Annotated in this window: 17 protein-coding genes and 1 pseudogene; 7 read left to right on the top strand and 11 right to left on the bottom strand. The window is 64.5% G+C overall.

Annotation, left to right across the window (positions count from 1 at the left end; all coding sequences use genetic code 11):
* Positions 1 to 100: 100 nt before the first annotated feature.
* Positions 101 to 821, bottom strand: a pseudogene (locus ACVWYI_RS01825) (SIMPL domain-containing protein).
* Positions 822 to 826: 5 nt separating this feature from the next.
* The gene (locus ACVWYI_RS01820) at positions 827 to 1,609 is read right to left on the bottom strand and encodes a GyrI-like domain-containing protein (RefSeq protein ID WP_456661059.1); all 783 of its coding nucleotides are present in this window, start codon (positions 1,607 to 1,609) and stop codon (positions 827 to 829) included.
* A 235-nt stretch (positions 1,610 to 1,844) separates the two neighbouring features.
* On the opposite strand from ACVWYI_RS01820, the gene dapF reads away from it, so the two are divergent.
* Both dapF and mtaB read left to right on the top strand, forming a co-directional pair.
* Positions 1,845 to 2,720, top strand: a complete 876-nt coding sequence (dapF, locus tag ACVWYI_RS01815) for a diaminopimelate epimerase (protein WP_456661058.1) — start codon at positions 1,845 to 1,847, stop codon at positions 2,718 to 2,720.
* Positions 2,720 to 3,973, top strand: coding sequence for a tRNA (N(6)-L-threonylcarbamoyladenosine(37)-C(2))-methylthiotransferase MtaB (gene mtaB, locus ACVWYI_RS01810; protein WP_456661057.1), 1,254 nt, complete (start codon positions 2,720 to 2,722; stop codon positions 3,971 to 3,973). The genes dapF and mtaB overlap by 1 nt, the downstream gene beginning before the upstream one ends.
* A 24-nt stretch (positions 3,974 to 3,997) precedes the next feature.
* On the opposite strand, the gene ACVWYI_RS01805 is transcribed toward mtaB, so the two are convergent.
* Positions 3,998 to 5,107, bottom strand: coding sequence for a DUF2336 domain-containing protein (locus tag ACVWYI_RS01805; protein WP_456661056.1), 1,110 nt, complete (start codon positions 5,105 to 5,107; stop codon positions 3,998 to 4,000).
* 254 nt (positions 5,108 to 5,361) lie between these two features.
* Entirely contained in the window at positions 5,362 to 6,063 is a 702-nt protein-coding gene (locus ACVWYI_RS01800; RefSeq protein WP_456661055.1) for an RluA family pseudouridine synthase, read from the bottom strand.
* A 60-nt stretch (positions 6,064 to 6,123) separates the two neighbouring features.
* On the opposite strand from ACVWYI_RS01800, the gene ftsY reads away from it, so the two are divergent.
* Both ftsY and ACVWYI_RS01790 read left to right on the top strand, forming a co-directional pair.
* Positions 6,124 to 7,071 (top strand): signal recognition particle-docking protein FtsY, encoded by a 948-nt coding sequence (ftsY, locus tag ACVWYI_RS01795; RefSeq protein ID WP_456661054.1) that lies wholly within the window; start codon positions 6,124 to 6,126, stop codon positions 7,069 to 7,071.
* A 126-nt stretch (positions 7,072 to 7,197) separates the two neighbouring features.
* Positions 7,198 to 7,800, top strand: a complete 603-nt coding sequence (locus tag ACVWYI_RS01790; protein WP_456661053.1) for a septation protein A — start codon at positions 7,198 to 7,200, stop codon at positions 7,798 to 7,800.
* Between the two features lie 110 nt (positions 7,801 to 7,910).
* Here the strand turns inward: ACVWYI_RS01790 and ACVWYI_RS01785 are convergent, their stop codons facing one another.
* From ACVWYI_RS01785 to ccmA, 5 genes are all read right to left on the bottom strand, one after another.
* Positions 7,911 to 8,498 (bottom strand): DsbE family thiol:disulfide interchange protein, encoded by a 588-nt coding sequence (locus tag ACVWYI_RS01785; RefSeq protein WP_456651987.1) that lies wholly within the window; start codon positions 8,496 to 8,498, stop codon positions 7,911 to 7,913.
* Entirely contained in the window at positions 8,495 to 8,680 is a 186-nt protein-coding gene (ccmD, locus tag ACVWYI_RS01780) for a heme exporter protein CcmD (protein WP_456661052.1), read from the bottom strand. The genes ACVWYI_RS01785 and ccmD overlap by 4 nt, the downstream gene beginning before the upstream one ends.
* Positions 8,677 to 9,468, bottom strand: coding sequence for a heme ABC transporter permease (locus tag ACVWYI_RS01775; protein WP_456661051.1), 792 nt, complete (start codon positions 9,466 to 9,468; stop codon positions 8,677 to 8,679). Before ACVWYI_RS01775 ends, ccmD begins: the two co-directional genes overlap by 4 nt.
* A gap of 76 nt (positions 9,469 to 9,544) precedes the next feature.
* Positions 9,545 to 10,213 carry a heme exporter protein CcmB gene (gene ccmB, locus ACVWYI_RS01770; RefSeq protein WP_456661050.1) on the bottom strand — a complete coding sequence of 223 codons (669 nt, stop codon included), beginning with the start codon at positions 10,211 to 10,213 and terminating at the stop codon, positions 9,545 to 9,547.
* Between the two features lie 77 nt (positions 10,214 to 10,290).
* Complete coding sequence (gene ccmA / locus ACVWYI_RS01765) at positions 10,291 to 10,893, bottom strand: heme ABC exporter ATP-binding protein CcmA (RefSeq protein WP_456661049.1); 603 nt, start codon at positions 10,891 to 10,893, stop codon at positions 10,291 to 10,293.
* Positions 10,894 to 11,136: 243 nt separating this feature from the next.
* Between ccmA and acnA the strand changes: the two genes are divergently transcribed.
* The 3 genes from acnA (at position 11,137) to ACVWYI_RS01750 (ending at position 15,843) form a co-directional block, all read left to right on the top strand.
* Positions 11,137 to 13,857 carry an aconitate hydratase AcnA gene (gene acnA, locus ACVWYI_RS01760; RefSeq protein ID WP_354106602.1) on the top strand — a complete coding sequence of 907 codons (2,721 nt, stop codon included), beginning with the start codon at positions 11,137 to 11,139 and terminating at the stop codon, positions 13,855 to 13,857.
* 221 nt (positions 13,858 to 14,078) lie between these two features.
* The gene (locus ACVWYI_RS01755; protein WP_456661048.1) at positions 14,079 to 14,855 is read left to right on the top strand and encodes a DUF1223 domain-containing protein; all 777 of its coding nucleotides are present in this window, start codon (positions 14,079 to 14,081) and stop codon (positions 14,853 to 14,855) included.
* Between the two features lie 619 nt (positions 14,856 to 15,474).
* Positions 15,475 to 15,843 carry a DUF2794 domain-containing protein gene (locus tag ACVWYI_RS01750; protein ID WP_247344437.1) on the top strand — a complete coding sequence of 123 codons (369 nt, stop codon included), beginning with the start codon at positions 15,475 to 15,477 and terminating at the stop codon, positions 15,841 to 15,843.
* A gap of 27 nt (positions 15,844 to 15,870) precedes the next feature.
* Here ACVWYI_RS01750 and ACVWYI_RS01745 read toward each other — a convergent pair whose 3' ends face one another.
* Complete coding sequence (locus ACVWYI_RS01745) at positions 15,871 to 16,401, bottom strand: GNAT family N-acetyltransferase (protein ID WP_354049765.1); 531 nt, start codon at positions 16,399 to 16,401, stop codon at positions 15,871 to 15,873.
* Between the two features lie 296 nt (positions 16,402 to 16,697).
* On the bottom strand, positions 16,698 to 17,489 hold the full coding sequence (locus ACVWYI_RS01740) for a Bax inhibitor-1/YccA family protein (RefSeq protein ID WP_247344431.1): 792 nt from the start codon (positions 17,487 to 17,489) through the stop codon (positions 16,698 to 16,700).
* Positions 17,490 to 17,729: the final 240 nt, after the last annotated feature.

The raw sequence follows: 17,729 nt of genomic DNA, 5'->3' as shown, positions 1-17,729 counted from the left end.
TCGACGGTGCGCTGCAGAGCCGGGGCCCATGCTTGCGGCACGCTCGGTCCCGGCTCTGCGCAGCAGCGTTTCACGCTGCAGCGCGTCCGGGACACGAGACCTACTGCTCCTTTGGCTTGATCGCCCAGCTCACATTCACCGTCACCGACAGTGTTTCCTCGCCCGGTGCGACGGCGGCGCCGCCTGCGGCCATTGGAGCAGCGGCCATGCGGCCCTTGAACAGCGGCATCGGGGCACCGCCTTCGGACACGCTGAGCGGCGCACCTAATGTCACACCGGCGGCCCTGGCATAGATCTCCGCCTTGCGGCGGGCATCGGTGACCGCCTGCTCGCGGGCGTCGTCGAGCAGTTTTGACGCCTGCGTCACTTCGAAGGAGATATTGCCGATATCGTTGGCGCCGGCGCCGACCAGCGTGTCGATGATGCCAGCGACCTTGGTCACGTCGCGGATTTTCACGGTGACGCGGTTAGAGGCGCGAAAGCCGACCACGGGCGAGGCGCCGGTGGATTTGTTCTGGCCATATTGCGGTTGCAGCGACAGCCGCGAGGTCTGGTAATCCTTCTCGGCAATGCCTGCGCTCTTCAGCGCCAGCAGCACCTTGCCCATCGCCGCATTGTTGGCGTCGGAAGCTTCCTTCGCCGACTTGGCGTCATTGGCTACGCCAGCATTGATCTGCGCCAGATCAGGCGCGGCGGAAATCGTGGCTTCGCCGCTCACCGAAAATCGCGGACGGAAAATCGTCGGCGAGCGCAGGCGTTGCCGGCAGGGCGGCGGCAAAGGACGTAACAAGGGAGGTAAAAAGGATGGCGGGCTTTTTCATCGGTCTCACTTCAGCGGCACGAAAACATTGATCACGAGCTTGTCCTCCGCCGTCTTCAGGGGATCGGTGAGGTACTCCTCGATGAAGGTGTCCTTGGCTTCCAGCTTCTTGTCGTCGAGGTGATTGGTGATCGCCTCGTAGGTGTTGTCCATGTTGTCGTAGGAGCCGCGATGGACAAATTTCAGGGCTTTGCCCTCCGGCGATTTGCCGACGCTCATGTCCTTGGGCAGGTTCTTCGGGTCCTGCTCGACCGGGATCTCGGCAAGGAAGGTGAAGCCGGTGTCGTCGGTCGAGGTGTAGACGATCATCGAATTGCCGGCTTGCTTGATGCCCTGCTTGTCCAGCAGCGTGTTCAGCGCCTTGAAGGCGTCGATCAGCGTGTCGAAGGCCGAGTCCCAATTGGCCGTGCCCTTGACCATCACGACCTTCTTCGGCTCGAGCGTGGCCTCCTGGCCGAAGGGATCGGCGGTCTGCACGGGAGCCGGGTTTGCGGCGGCAGCGGGCGGCGGGGCGGCGGGGCTCGGTGAGGCACTGGCTGCGGGCGAGGGCGACGTCGCAGGGCTTGACGTCGCAGGGCTTGGCGAGGCGCTGGCCGCCGGCGAGGGCGTAGCCACGGGTGCGGGCGAGGCACTTGCCGCCGGGGAGGGCGAAGCCGACGGGGCCGGCGAGGGGCTCCCTGATGCGGCCGGCGCCGAGCTCGGCGTTTGGGCCAGCGTGGCGGACAGACCAAACGACAAGGCCGCTGCCGGGATCAGCGCGGCCAAAGCGAGACGACGAAACCTGAACATTTTTACTCTCCCCAAAACCTTATGCACCAAGGCCTTGCGCACCAAGGCCTTAATCCACCAAGGGCTTAACCCGGCTGCGCGTCCCGGTTTGCGCGAATTGCGTCGTTCTAACACGCGAGCGCCGAATTCGTCCCATGACAGATGCGTCATGGCACACGTCCTGACGTCAGGTGGCAAATCACTGGCCAAGCTGGCAAGGATCGCCATATAAGGCAGGCGAAATTCGGGAATTTTCATGAGCGCGCTGGCCAATCACGCATTTGCCAAGATGAACGGCATCGGCAACGAGATCGTCGTTGTCGACATGCGCGATTCCGCCGCGCCGGTCACCCCGGACGATGCCCGCGCGGTGGCGTCGGCTCAAGGCGGCGTGCCCTACGACCAGTTGATGGTGCTGCAGAAGCCGCGGTTCGACGGCACCGAAGCCTTCATCCGCATCTACAACAATGACGGCTCCGAGGCCGGCGCCTGCGGCAACGGCATGCGCTGCGTGGTGCGGCGCCTGTTCGAGAAGACCGGCCAGACCACGGTGACGTTCGAGACGGCCGCGGGCCTGCTCAATTGCTGGCAGGGGCCGACGCCCGATCTCTATACCGTGGACATGGGCGCGCCGAAGTTCGGCTGGCAGGACATTCCGCTCGACCAGGAATTCCGCGACACCCGCTACATCGAATTGCAGATCGGTCCGATCGACAATCCGATCCTGCATTCGCCCTCGGTGGTGAGCATGGGCAATCCGCATGCGGTGTTCTGGGTCGATGACGTCAACGCCTACGATCTCGAGCGCTTTGGTCCGCTGCTGGAAAATCACCCGATCTTCCCCGAGCGCGCCAATATCACGTTGGCCCATATCGTCGATCGCGACCACATCACGATCCGTACCTGGGAGCGCGGCGCGGGCCTCACCAGGGCCTGCGGCTCCGCGGCCTGCGCCACCGCAGTCGCGGCGGCGCGGCTGAAGCGCGCCGGGCGCAATGTCGAGATCACGCTGCCCGGCGGCAAGCTCGGTATCGAGTGGCGCGAGCGCGACGACCACGTGCTGATGACGGGCACGGCGACCTTCGAATATGAAGGCAGTTTCGATCCGGCGCTGTTCGCGCCGGTCGGCTGATGACCGTCGACATCGTCACCTTCGGCTGCCGCCTCAATGCCTTCGAGGCCGAGGTGATCCGCCGCGAGGCCGAGAGCGCGGGCCTTTCAGATACCATCGTCATCAACAGCTGCGCCGTCACCAACGAGGCGGTGGCGCAGGCGCGGCAGTCGATCCGCAAATTGAAGCGCGAGCGGCCGGGAGCGCGCATCGTCGTCACCGGCTGTGCCGCACAGACGCAAAGCGGCATGTTCGCCGCTATGGCCGAGGTCGATCGCGTCGTCGGCAATGACGACAAGATGCGCAGCGGCGCCTGGCGCGAGGCGCGTGCGGCGTTTGATCTCGGTGCCAGCGAAAAAATCGCCGTCAGCGACATCATGGCAGTGAAGGAGATGGCGCCGCATCTTATCGACGGTTTTGCGAGCGGCTTGCCGCGCGTATTCGTGCAGGTGCAGAACGGCTGCGACCATCGCTGCACCTTCTGCATCATTCCGTTCGGGCGCGGCAATTCGCGCTCGGTGCCGATGGGCGCCGTCTTCGATCAGGTGCGGGCGTTGGTCGAGCGCGGCCATGCCGAGATCGTGCTGACCGGTGTCGACCTCACCAGTTACGGCAGTGATCTGCCGGGCGCACCGAAGCTCGGGATGCTGACGAAGCAGATTTTGCGGCATGTGCCGGAGCTCAGGCGGCTGCGCATCTCTTCGATCGATTCGATCGAGGCAGATCGTGATCTGTTAGATGCCATCGCCGACGATTCGCGGCTGATGCCGCATCTGCATCTGTCGCTGCAGTCCGGCGACGACATGATCTTGAAGCGCATGAAGCGGCGGCATTCGCGTGGCGACGCAATTGCGTTCTGCGACCAGGTGCGCCGTCTGCGGCCGGACATCGCGTTCGGGGCCGACATCATCGCGGGCTTTCCGACCGAGACCGAGGAGATGTTCTCGCGCTCGCTCGATCTGGTCGAGGAATGCGGCCTGACTTTCCTGCACGTCTTCCCCTATTCGCCACGCCCCGGCACGCCGGCCGCGCGGATGCCGCAGGTCGCGGGGCCAGTCATCAAGGAACGCGCGAAGCGGCTACGTGCGGCGGGCGAAGCGGCATTGCGCCACCGGCTGCAAGCCGAGATCGGTGCCACGCGTGAGGTGCTGATCGAGAGCGCGGAGCAGGGACGGACGGAGCACTATCTGCCGGTGGCGATTGGGGGCGAAGAGGTGGGAAGCGTCGTGCCGCTGAACATCGTGGGCAGTGATGGCGAGCGCCTGACCGCGTAGTCCGTTCGCTGCAAGTTGCGCCGCCTACAACGCCCGCACCTGCCAGAACCTGAGCGTCCGCCGCGCATTCTCCGGCGTCATGCGTGCGTAATGGCCTTGCGCCCTCGCGATGTCGGCCGGCTTCATCGCGCCCGTCGCAAAACGGCTTTCGAGCACGGCGGCGGTGGTTTCCCAGCTGAGCTGTGCCGCCTTGCACGGCACCAGCAGGCCGTCCTCGCGCAGGCTCTGCATCAGTGGGCGAATCACTTCGACGGTCGATCCGGACAGTGCCGCCAACGCTGCCACGGCTTCTTCATAGCGCCGCTGCGTGGCGAAGCCGAGCAATGCCGTCTCGGTCAGCTCGCCGGCCGCCTTGAGGTTTGCAATTGCCCGTTTGGCACCTTCGAAGTCGCGGACCCCCGACATTTCGCGCTCGACGCCGACGGTGACCGCTGCAATCGCGCCCTGGATCTCGTCGAACAGATGCGTCGGCGCGCGCGACAACAGGCGGGTGCGCACGGCGTCGGTCGCCGAGCGCAGCAACTCGCGGCGCAGATCCGATGGCAGGTCGACGCGGACGCCGACGCTGACGGCGAGTTCGGGATCGGCCTCGGCCTGTCCGACGATGACGGCAAATCCGTTGCCGGAAACGCGCGCGCCGGGATTGGCGGCAAGTCGCCGGCTGACGCTGGGATAACGCCGCGCCAGCAGCGCATCGGTGACGATCTCCTTTAACCACCAGCGCCCGGCGACCGCGAGCAGATGCGGCTCGCCTTTGCTCGATGCGATCTTCACCAGCTCGCCATCGTCGAGGCGCGCGGATTCCTGGAGCACGGGACCGGCGATGCGGATCTCGTCATTGTTGGCGAGGCGGCGGATGACCGATGGTGGCGCCTGCGCGATCGGCGCGAGCTGCGCGCTGATCTCGGCGAGAGCAACGCGCGCGCCCATGTCGGCGATGGCCCGGAGCTCGATGGTGCCGATCAGGCGCTCAAGCACGTCGTCGAACAGCGCGATCTGCTCGTCGTCAAAACTGGCGGCGGAGGACAGGAACAGGTCGGTGACGCGGCGGGCAGTTGCCAGGCCCTTTTCCGCGGAGCCCGTCCGAAGCGCGGACTCGACCTCGTCGATGATCGATAACCCGGCCGTGGACATGACGCGCAGCTCGTCCTGAGCAGATTGACGGAAGCTTGTTCTAAGCAACCGGTATCATAAGGGACGAGCACTGAACGTTTCGTAAACCATAGGGAGCGCGGCGGGCATTGCTCCCCTCATCCTGAGGAGCCCGCGAAGCGGGCGTCTCGAAGGATGGCCGCAGGGCGAGATGCGGGCCTGCATGGTTCGCCCGGCGATGCAAGGCATCGTCCGGAGACGCGTTCCGCGCTCCTCACCATGAGGGTCTGAAATGACTATTCTCCGTTCCACCCGCAGGCGCGGAGCCGCTCATGCATGTGGGGCGGGGCCGGCGCCACGACGCGGACCGGCTCCTTGTTCCGGGAGATCGGCACCACGATCTCGCGGGAATGCAGATGTAACTTCGGCTCCCCGAAGCGCGGGCCGCTGCCGTAAATGTTATCGCCGAAGATCGGCCAGCCAGTGGCTGAGGAATGCACCCGCAATTGATGGGTCCGCCCGGTTACCGGTTCCATGGCGAGCCAGGTGAGGCCATCGCTCCGGCCCATCACCTTCCAGTTGGTGACCGCCTTCTGGCCCTCCGGGTCCGGCTTCTGCCACCAGCCACGTTCGGCATTGAGGCGGCCCAGCGGCATATCGATGGTGCCTTCGTCCTGGGCGGGGCCGCCCTCGACGATGGTCCAGTAGGTCTTGCCGATCTTGCCATGCTTGAACAGCAGGCCGAGCGAGGCGGTCGCCTTGCGATGACGGCCGAGGATGAGACAACCGGAGGTGTCCTTGTCCAACCGGTGGGCCAGCACCGGCGGCCGCGGCAGGCCGAAGCGGAGCGCGTCGAAGGAGGTTTCCAGATTGGCGCCGCCCTTGGGGCCGCGATGCACCGGCAGGCCGGCCGGTTTGTCGATGACCAGCATCAATCCGTCGCGATGGAGCACGCGCGCCAGGATTTCATCAGCGGTCAATTCGGGAACATCGAGCAATTGCAGGACTTTCGGTCAAGACTTTCGTTTGGGAGCCGGAACGGCTAACACACCGCCACCATGAACGATACCACCCCCGAGACCCCCAAGCAGAGCTGGTGGCGCCGCCTGTCCAACGGGCTGAAGCGCACCTCGTCCTCGCTCGGGACCGCGGTCGCCGACCTCGTCACCAAGCGCAAGCTCGACCGCGCCATGCTCGACGACATCGAGGACGTGCTGCTGCGCGCCGACCTCGGCACCTCGGTTGCGGTGCGGATCGCGGAGGCCGTCGGCACGGGGCGCTACGACAAGGCGATCTCGGCGGACGAAGTCAAGGACGTCGTCGCGACCGAGGTCGAGAAGGTGCTGGTGGCGGTGGCGAAGCCGCTCGAGATCGACGCCGGCAAGAAGCCCTTCGTCATCCTCGTGGTCGGCGTCAACGGCTCCGGCAAGACCACCACCATCGGAAAACTCTCGCAAAAATTCGCGTCCGAAGGCCGCAAGGTGATGCTGGCCGCCGGCGACACGTTTCGCGCCGCAGCGATCGAGCAGCTCAAGGTCTGGGGCGAACGCACAAAGACGCCCGTCATATCGGGCGCGCAGGGCTCGGATTCAGCGAGCCTAGCTTTCAACGCGCTGACGGCGGCGAAGGAGCAGGCCGTCGACGTGCTCCTGATCGACACCGCCGGTCGGCTTCAGAACAAGGCCGAGCTGATGAACGAGCTCGAAAAGGTCGTGCGGGTCATCCGCAAGGTGGACGCGACTGCGCCGCATGCGGTGCTGCTCGTGCTGGATGCCACCGTCGGCCAGAACGCGCTCTCGCAGGTCGAGGCCTTCCACCGCACCGCCGGGGTCACCGGCCTCGTTATGACGAAGCTCGACGGCACCGCCCGCGGCGGCATTCTGGTGGCGCTCGCGGAAAAATTCAAACTGCCGGTGCATTTCATCGGCGTCGGCGAAGGCGTCGACGATCTCGCGCCGTTCACCGCGCGCGACTTCGCCCGCGCCATCGCCGGAATCGAATCGTAGGTTTCTATCGTCATGCCCCGCGCAGGCGGGGCATCCAGTACGCCGCGCCGTTAGTTGTGGATCACAAGGGTCTCGGAATACTGGATCCCCGCCTCCGCGGGGGATGACAGCAACAAAGGTCAAGGAATGGACAAGTCCCAGCCGCATCCGTTGTTCAAGCTTGCGACCGAGCTCGGCCCGCTACTCGTATTCTTCTTCATGAATGCGAAGTTCAATCTGTTCGCCGCGACCGGCGCCTTCATGGTCGCGATCGTCATTGCGATGATCGCCTCCTATGTGGTGACGCGGCACATCCCGATCATGGCGATCGTGACAGGTGTCATCGTGCTGGTGTTCGGCACGCTGACCCTGGTGCTGCACGACGAGACTTTCATCAAGCTCAAGCCGACCATCATCTACGCCCTGTTCGCCGCGATCCTCGGCGGTGGCCTGTTGTTCGGTCGCTCCTTCATCGCCGTCATGTTCGACCAGATGTTCAACCTGACGCCGCGGGGCTGGCGCATCCTCACACTGCGCTGGGCGCTGTTCTTCGCCGGCATGGCGGTGCTGAACGAGATCGTCTGGCGCACCCAGAGCACGGACTTCTGGGTGAACTTCAAGGTGTTCGGCGTCACCCCGCTGACCATGGTCTTCGCCATCGCCCAGATGCCGCTGACCAAGCGCTATCACCTCGAGCCGGCGTCGCTGGAAGCGAGCGAGGCCGAGGCTGGCGACGTGCGGAAGGGTTGAATTTCCCAACTCGTCATTGCGAGCGAAACGACGAAACGAAGCAATCCAGTCTGTCTCCGCCGAGGGATGCTGGATTGCTTCGTCGCAAGAGCTCCTCGCAATGACGGTGACTATTTCAGCGCCTTCTCCATCTGCGGCAACAACACCGTCCGCAGATTGTCCGGCGTGATCGGTCCCACCATCTTGTAGACGATGGTTCCCTCGCGGCCGACGACAAAGGTCTCGGGCACGCCATAGACGCCCCATTCGATCGAGGCGCGGCCGTTGGCGTCCACGCCGACGTGGCCGAACGGGTTGCCGTAGCGCCCGAGGAAGCGCCGCGCGTTGTCGGCGGCGTCCTTGTAGTTGATGCCGACGAGCTGGAAGCGTTTGTCTTTTGCCAATTCAGTCAGGAGCGGCGCCTCGTCGTGGCACGGCACGCACCAGGACGCCCAGACATTGACGAGGCTGACCTTGCCCTTGAATGCGGCGGGATCGAGGCCGGGGATCTGCGCGTTGTCAGCCTGCAATCCATCGAGCGGCGGCAGCGTGGTTTGCGGCGCGGGACGACCGATCAGCGCGGAAGGAATCCGCGAGGGATCGCCGCTGCCGAGCCGGAACCAGAATAACAACGCCAAGCCGATGAAGGCGATCAGCGGCAGCACCATCAGGAAGGTGCGGCGCTGCGGCGGAGCGGACGTCGGTTGATCGCTCGTCATAGCTGATCACTCCCGCTGCGCCCCGAACGGCGGGTGATGCCACTGCGGTCGAGATCGCGCAGGCGCTGGGTCTGGCTACGGTAGTCGAGCACGATCCAGCCGATCAGGATCACGACCACGAGGGCGGCTGCCGCGTAGGACGTCACGATGAAGGGCGCGTAGGGACCAAGCGAGATCGTCATGCAGCCCCAATTTCGTTTGACGCGTTTTCTTTACGCGAACCGGTGCCCACTTCGCTTGAAAAGGCTACACGGCTCGCCTGCATCATTTGCAGGGAGCGGACACGGCGGCGCAAAATCTCGTTGCGCATCGCTGCCAGATGCAGCGTGACGAACAGCAGCGTGAACGCGATCGCCATCACCAGCAACGGGATCAAGAAGGATTTGTCGAGCGACGAGCCGCCCATCCGCATCACCGATGCCGGCTGGTGCAGCGTGTTCCACCAATCGACCGAGAACTTGATGATGGGCAGGTTGATCGCACCGACCAAGGTCAGCACGGCCGCAGCGCGCGCCGCGCGGGAGGGATCGTCGACCGCGCGCCACAGCGCCATCAGGCCGAGATACATGAGGAACAGGATCAGCACCGAGGTCAGCCGCGCGTCCCATTCCCAATAGGTGCCCCACATCGGCCGGCCCCACAGCGAGCCCGTCAGCAGCGCAAGAAAGGTGAAGGCGGCGCCGATCGGGGCTGCGGCTTTGGCGGCGACATCGGCGAGCGGATGCCGCCACACCAGCGTGCCGAGCGAAGCCAGGCTCATCACGCCCCATACGAACATCGACAGCCACGCATTGGGCACGTGGATGAACATGATCTTCACCGTCGCGCCCTGCTGGTAGTCGTCGGGCGCGTAGGCCGATTGGTAGAGCCCGATCGTGAGCAGGATGGCAGTCGCGGCCGCAAGCCATGGCAACACCCGCGCCGTCAGCGCGAGGAACCGTGTGGGGTTGGCGAGGTCGATCAGCGTCATGGTGTTCTGATAATCACAGGTAAGCGCTCAGGCAATCAGCACGAAAGTCCGGAGCGAAAGTTGATCGGGGTCAAGGTCAGTCCAGTCCATGCTTCAGGCTCGCCGCGGCCGCGAAAGGGCCGACCACGAGGCTGACCAGCGACAGCGCGCACAGGATCGAGAACGGTGCGCCGAACGTCATGGGTCCGACGATCACGGCCTGCGAGGCCGCGACCCCGAAGATCAGGACCGGAATCGACAGCGGCAGCACCAGGACGGCCATCAGCAAGCCGCCGCGGTGCAGCGTCACCGCCAGCGCCGCGCCGATCATGCCGGTGAAGGTCAGCGCCGGGGTGCCGGCCAGCAGCGTCAGCGCCACCGCGCCGGTTGCGACCATGTCGAGGTTGAGCAGCAGGCCGAGCACGGGGGTTGCGACGATCAGCGGCAGGCCGGCGGCGAGCCAATGCGCCAGCGCTTTCGACGCGCAGGCGAGTTCCAGCGGCGTCCGGCTCATGGTGATCAGGTCGAGCGAGCCGTCCTCGTGGTCGGCCATGAACAGCCGGTCCAGCGTCAGCAGGCTCGCCAGCAGCGCGCCCAGCCACAGGATCGCCGGCCCGAGCCGCGACAGCAGCGCCAGATCCGGGCCCACCGCAAACGGCATCAGCACCACCACGGTCAGGAAGAACAGCACGCCAACCAGCGCCCCGCCGCCGACGCGAAGCGCGATCCGGATGTCCCGGCGAATGAGGGCGGACAGGGCGGTCATGGGATGGCTCATCGCAGGGCAGCAGCGGACGGATGAGACTAGACCCGACCGCGTGGAAATCTGAGGGTCGGATCGTCTCATGTCACACCCCCGATCCGAAGCTCCCGCGAATCGATGCCGAGCGGGGCGTGGGTGGCGGCGATGATCAGGCCGCCGCGGCTGAGGTGCTCGCGCATCAATCCGGAAAACATGTCCTGGCCGGCGACATCCAGCGCCGTGGTCGGCTCGTCGAGCAGCCAGACCGGACGGCGGACCGTCAGCAGGCGGGCCAGCGAGAGCCGGCGGCGCTGGCCGGCGGACAGGAAGGCGGCCGGCAGATGGGCGGCGTGGTCGAGGCCGACGATGGCGAGGCTTTCGACAGGGTCAAAACGCTCCCCGCCGAGAAAATCGGCCCAGAATGCCAGATTCTCTGCCACGCTCAGGGCCGGCTTCAGGGCGTCGCGATGACCGAGATAGTGGCATTGCTCCGGCAGGGTCAGCTCGGCATCGCCTCCGTCCAGCGCGATCGTGCCGCCCGCCGGAACGAGCAGGCCCGCGATCAGCCGCAGCAGCGACGTCTTGCCCGATCCGTTGCGGCCCACGACCGCCACGGCTTCGCCCGAGCCGGCCTTGAAATCCAGCCCGGAAAACACGTCGCGTCCGCCCCGCACGCAAATCACCCCGCGTCCGGAAAGCTGCATCGTGCCTCGTATCAATCCGCTCAAGCCAGGCCTCAGGAAATCTTGGGGTAGCGCATGGGAATTTTTGGCTCGCGAATTGCTGCGGCACCATTGTGGCTGTGGCGGCGCCGTTAGAAAGCTTCTATAAGCCCGGAACTACTTGATGCAGCAACTTAACCTGCCCCTGCAAGCGACCTAGCCGGAATCGCTGACGGTGTTAAAATACCCCTTGCCGGGTATAACTAACAATTGGGATTTCTTTTCATGACCTCGCTCGACAGCTTCAAATGCAAAAAGACCCTCAAGGTCGGCGCCAAGACCTATGTCTATTACAGCCTGCCCACGGCCGAGAAGAATGGTCTGAAGGGAATTTCCAAACTTCCCTATTCGATGAAGGTTTTGCTCGAGAACCTGCTCCGCAACGAGGACGGTCGCTCGGTCAAGAAGGAAGACATCGTCGCGGTGTCGAAATGGCTGCGCAAGAAGTCGCTGGAGCATGAGATCGCGTTCCGCCCGGCTCGCGTGCTGATGCAGGATTTTACCGGCGTGCCGGCGGTGGTCGACCTCGCTGCCATGCGCAACGCGATGCAGAAGCTTGGCGGCGATGCCGAGAAGATCAATCCGCTGGTGCCGGTCGATCTCGTTATCGACCACTCCGTGATCGTGAACTTCTTCGGTGACAACAAGGCTTTCGGCAAGAACGTCACCGAGGAATACAAGCAGAACCAGGAGCGCTACGAGTTCCTGAAGTGGGGCCAGAAAGCGTTCACGAACTTCTCCGTCGTGCCACCCGGCACCGGCATCTGCCACCAGGTCAATCTCGAATATCTCTCGCAGACGGTCTGGACCAAGAAGGAAAAGATGACGGTCGGCAAGAAGACCGGCACCTTCGAGGTCGCCTATCCCGACTCGCTGGTCGGCACCGACTCCCACACCACCATGGTCAACGGTCTCGCCGTGCTCGGCTGGGGCGTCGGCGGCATCGAGGCGGAAGCCTGCATGCTCGGTCAGCCGCTGTCGATGCTGCTGCCGACCGTCGTCGGCTTCAAGCTGAAGGGCGCGATGAAGGAAGGCGTCACCGCGACCGACCTCGTGCTGACAGTGACGCAGATGCTGCGCAAGCTCGGCGTCGTCGGCAAGTTCGTCGAGTTCTTCGGCCCCGGCCTCGACCATCTCTCCGTCGCCGACAAGGCGACCATCGCCAACATGGCGCCCGAATACGGCGCGACCTGCGGCTTCTTCCCGGTCGACGCCGCTGCGCTCGATTATCTCAAGACGTCCGGCCGCGCCCCGGCGCGGGTCGCGCTGGTGCAGGCCTATGCCAAGGCGCAGGGACTGTTCCGCACCGCCAAGTCGGCCGATCCGGTGTTCACGGAGACGCTGACGCTCGACCTCGGCGACGTCGTGCCTTCGATGGCCGGTCCGAAGCGTCCCGAAGGCCGCATTGCGCTGCCGTCGGTCGCCGAAGGCTTTTCGGTCGCCCTCGCCAGCGAATACAAGAAGACCGACGAGCCGGCGAAGCGCTTTGCCGTCGACGGCAGGAACTTCGACCTCGGCCATGGTGACGTCGTGATCGCGGCGATCACCTCCTGCACCAACACCTCGAATCCGAGCGTGCTGATCGGCGCCGGTCTGCTGGCGCGTAATGCCGCCGCGAAGGGCCTCAAGGCGAAGCCGTGGGTGAAGACCTCGCTCGCCCCGGGCAGCCAGGTGGTGGCGGCCTATCTCGCCGATTCCGGTCTCCAGGCCGATCTCGACAAGGTCGGCTTCAACCTGATTGGCTTCGGCTGCACCACCTGCATCGGCAATTCCGGCCCGCTGCCCGAGGAGATCTCGAAGTCGATCAACGACAACGGCATCGTCGCGGCTGCCGTGCTCTCCGGTAACCGCAACTTCGAAGGCCGCGTCTCGCCGGACGTGCAGGCGAACTATCTGGCCTCGCCGCCGCTCGTCGTCGCCCACGCGCTCGCGGGCAGCGTCACCAAGAACCTGGCCGTCGAGCCGCTCGGCGAAGGCAAGGACGGCAAGCCGGTCTACCTGAAGGACATCTGGCCGACGACGAAGGAGATCAACGCCTTCATGAAGAAGTTCGTGACCGCGGCGATCTTCAAGAAGAAGTATGCCGACGTGTTCAAGGGCGACACCAACTGGCGCAAGATCAAGACGGTCGAGAGCGAGACCTATCGCTGGAACATGAGCTCGACCTATGTGCAGAACCCGCCCTATTTCGACGGCATGAAGAAGGAGCCGGAACCGGTCACCGACATCGTCGAGGCGCGCATCCTCGCCATGTTCGGCGACAAGATCACCACCGACCACATCTCGCCGGCCGGTTCAATCAAGCTCACCTCGCCCGCGGGCAAATACCTCAGCGAGCACCAGGTGCGTCCGGCCGACTTCAACCAGTACGGCACGCGGCGCGGCAACCATGAAGTCATGATGCGCGGCACCTTCGCCAATATCCGCATCAAGAACTTCATGCTCAAAGGTGCGGACGGAAATATCCCCGAAGGCGGCCTGACCAAGCACTGGCCCGACGGCGAGCAGATGTCGATCTACGACGCCGCGATGAAGTACCAGCAGGAGCAGGTCCCGCTGGTGGTGTTCGCGGGCGCGGAATACGGCAACGGCTCCTCGCGCGACTGGGCCGCGAAGGGCACCCGTCTGCTCGGCGTGCGCGCCGTGATCTGCCAGAGCTTCGAGCGCATCCACCGCTCCAATCTGGTCGGCATGGGCGTGCTGCCGCTGACCTTCGAGGACGGCACCTCCTGGTCGTCGCTCGGTCTGAAGGGCGACGAGAAGGTCACGTTGCGTGGTCTCGTCGGCGATTTGAAGCCGCGCCAGAAGCTGACCGCGGAGATCGTCTCCGGCGACGGCTCGTTGCAGCGCATTTCGCTGCTTTGCCGCATCGATACGCTGGATGAGCTCGAATACTACCGCAACGGCGGCATCCTGCACTACGTGCTGCGCAAGCTCGCGGCGTAAGCGCGGATTTGTGAACGGTGGCTCACTGCGAAGTGAGTAGTAGGTTACACGAAGGCGGCCTATCACAAGGCCGCCTTCGCGCCTTTGCGGCAGGCTTCAGATGGGCCCGTCCGGCAGAGAACTTCGCCAAGGACGGTCGAATGTGTGAGACCCGTAAGATTACGGTGACCATCCGGCGGTAAGATTTCCCCTCTCACGTGCAATGGTGTGCGGCGTTCGACATGACAACAATGACGGCTTCTCATCTGGTTTCGCGTTGGTCCGGTGCCCTCTGGTCGGGAGCACTTGGGATATGTGCGATCGTCGCCGTCATTCGTCCTGCCGAGGCTGATCCCCGCGCCGTTGTCGAATTGTTTACCTCGCAGGGCTGCTCCTCCTGCCCGCCGGCCGACAAGATCATCGGCGACCTCTCCAGCGATCCCTCGATCATCGCGCTGAGCATGCCGATCGACTATTGGGATTACCTCGGCTGGAAGGACACACTGGCGGATTCGCGTTTTTCTGCACGGCAGCGGGCCTATTCGCGCATGCGCGGCGACCGCGAAGTCTATACGCCCCAGGTCGTGGTCAACGGCTCCACGCATGTCGTCGGCAGCGACCGCACCGGCATCGAAAGCGCGATCGGCAAGACCGACAAGGGCACCGGGGTGATGAGCGTGCCGGTGACGATGTCGCTCGCGGGCAAGCAGATCAATGTCTCGGTGGCCGCGAGCAAGGAGCCGGCGGTCTCGCGTGGCGAGGTCTGGATCTGCTCGATTGCGAAATCGGTGCCGATCGCGATCAGCCGCGGCGAAAATCGCGGACAGCAGGTCATCTATCACAACGTGGTTCGCAACCTACTCAAGGTCGGCGACTGGACCGGTCGTTCGGAAAGCTGGACGGTGCCGATCGAGAACCTCACGCGCGACGGCGTCGACGGCGCTGTGGTCTATGTCCAGGACGGCAGCCGGGAAAAGCCGGGGCCGATGCTGGGCGCGGCGTATACGTCGCTGCACTGATTCGATTCTCTCTCTAAGAGTCGTACTGCCTAAGCGGCGTACTGCGCTCTCAACCCTCATGGTGAGGAGCGCACCCTTGCGCGCGTGGCGGACGATGCTGCGCATCGCCGCGAGAACCATGCAGGCCCCGCTAATGCAGCCCGGCCTCGATCCTTCGAGACGCCGCTTCGCGGCTCCTCAGGATGAGGGAGAGAGTTTGCGCGGTGTGGAGAGGAATTGGTCGAGCCAGAAACATCCCGACACAAACAAAAAAGGACCAACTTGCGTTGGCCCTCCTTGTCGTGCGAACAGACCCGATCCTGACGACCCCGGGGGGCTGGGGGCTGAGGAATCCGGAACCGAAAGGACCGGGTCAACGCACACCTGCTTTTTGGCAGGGCAGGGCGGCAGTCGCTTGGCGGAAAAGCGGCGACACTATGATTCTTGCTAACGATCCCGTGACGGTTTGCGCGACAGAGTTCCACCCTGCGTGTGCCCGGAATTCGCACCGGATTTTATGCGTCCTCTCAAGGCCCCCTTGCGGTGGGGAACAGTTGGGGCAATCATGCAGCTGTCATGATCCGCGGTTCCGGGGCGGTCTTCGCGGACGTGGTCATGCTGTGGCGACAGGAGGCTTTCTATGAGTCTGTCGGAGGATGCCGATCCGAGCGAACAGCGCGCGGCGGCGCGCCCAGCCGCTGCGAATGCGCAACTGGGCCGGGTGACGTTCAATCGGCTCGAGTTGCATCGTATTCTCAATCTCTACGGCCGTATGGTCGCCGACGGCGAGTGGCGTGACTATGCCATCGACTTCCTGAAAGACCGCGCCGTATTCTCGGTGTTTCGCCGCGCCTCGGAAGTGCCGATCTATCGCATCGAAAAAGATCCGCGCCTCGCGCGCAAGCAGGGCATGTACAGCGTGATCTCTGCGACGGGTCTGATCCTGCGCCGCGGCCACGAGCTCGAACGCGTGCTGCTGGTGATCGATCGCAAGCTGGCTGTGGTGTAGCTGCCCACCCATCCTGCGAGAGCGAGCCTAGTTTCCCGGCACCGTACCCGCGCCCTCGCCGAGGTCGCGCTGCATCATCACCGTATCCAGCCAGCGGCCGAATTTCAGCCCGACGCTGGGGTGCGTGCCGATCATCTTGAAGCCACCCTTGGTGTGCACGCCGATCGAGCCGGCATTGGCGGAATCGCCGATCACCGCGATCATCTGGCGGAAGCCTCGCGCCTCGCATTCGGCGACCAGACGCTCCAGCAACAGAAGTCCGACGCCGCGACGGTGAAAGCCTGGATCGAGATAGATCGAGTTCTCGACCGTGAAGCGGTAGGCCGGCCGCGGCCGGTAGGCCCCCGCATAGGCATAGCCGGCAACGCGGCCGTCGAGGATGGCGACGAAATAGGGATAGCCGCCGTCGATCAGCGTACGATAGCGGCGCGTCATCTCGGCGAGGTCGGGCGGGTCCAGCTCGAAGGTCGCGGTGCCCTCGCGGACGGCCTGCTGGTAGATGGCGGTGATGGCGGGAAGGTCGGCCTCGAGGGTGGGCCTGATTTCAGGTGCGGACATGGGGCGAGATTAGAGCGTTCCCGCGACGGCTGGAAGAGGCAACGGCTTCTCGGCGTGGTCTTCGCGAGCGCAGCAGGCCCCTTCTTCTCCGCTGTCATGCCCCGCATAGGCGGGCGTCCAGTACTCCGAGACAGCGCGGCTAGAACGGAGCCGCTGCGGCGTACAGGATCGCCCGCCCCAGTGCGCAATTGCGGACAAGGCGGGGCGATGACAGCGGCGGGTGCTGCGACGTCCGGCCCCAAACAAAAACCCCGGCCTTTCGGCCGGGGCTCGTGTTGTTCGCTCTGGGCTTGCGCTTAGTCGCGCTGGCCGAGGAGCTGCAGGAGCAGCGTGAACAGGTTGATGAAGTTCAGGTACAGCGACAGCGCGCCGGTGATGGCCGCACGCTCCGCGACTTCACCGCCGGCCGAGGCGTAGCCGTAGATGTAGTCGTTCTTCAGCCGCTGGGTATCCCAGGCGGTGAGGCCCGCGAACACCAGCACGCCAACCACCGAAACGACGAACTGGAGCAACGAGCTCGCCAGGAACAGGTTGACCAGGCTCGCGATGACGATGCCGATCAGGCCCATGAACAGGAACGAACCCATTCCGCTCATGTCACGCTTTGTGGTGTAGCCGTAGAGGCTGAGCGCGCCGAAGGTCGCCGCGGTGATGAAGAACACCCGCACGATCGAGGTGTGCGTGAAGACCAGGAAGATCGAGGACAGCGAGACGCCCATCAGCGCGGCGAACACCCAGAACAGGATCTGGGCGGTCGAGGGCGCGAGACGGTTGATGCCCGCCGAGATCACGAACACCATGGCGAGCGGCGCGAGCATGAACAGCCACTTCAAGGGGCTGACGAACATCGCGTAGCCGAACGGCGTCAGGAACAGCTTGCCGACGCGGACGGCTTCCGGGGTCGGAACATCCGTCACGGCGGCCATGTAGACGCCGAGTGCGGCAAGGCCGGTGATGGCCAGGCCGATGCTCATGTAGTTGTAGATGCGCAGCATGTAGGCGCGCAGGCCGGCATCGACCGTCGCGGCGTCAACACGCCCGGCGGCCCTGCCGAAAGGAGAAGCGTAGTTACGGTCTAGGTCCGACATGGTCGAATTCCCGTTGGTTAGCCCGGTCCGGCATGAGGGCTCCATGCCACCGGTTCGTCAAATTCTATCTCGGATACCGATGTCTGCCGACTAAATTTTGGCTAACAATCGGGGCTCCGAACCCATTCGATATGTGGGAAACTAACACATTCGCTGCAACCGTCCACGCGCGGCTGAATGTCGCCCTCGCCCGCAATCCTGGCGAGCAAACGTGGTTAATCGCCGGAATCGTGCGATTCC

The sequence above is a fragment of the Bradyrhizobium sp. LB13.1 genome (assembly GCF_054056815.1).
The sequence above is the reverse complement of the archived record's forward strand: the minus strand, read 5'-3'. Positions and strand labels throughout refer to the sequence as shown.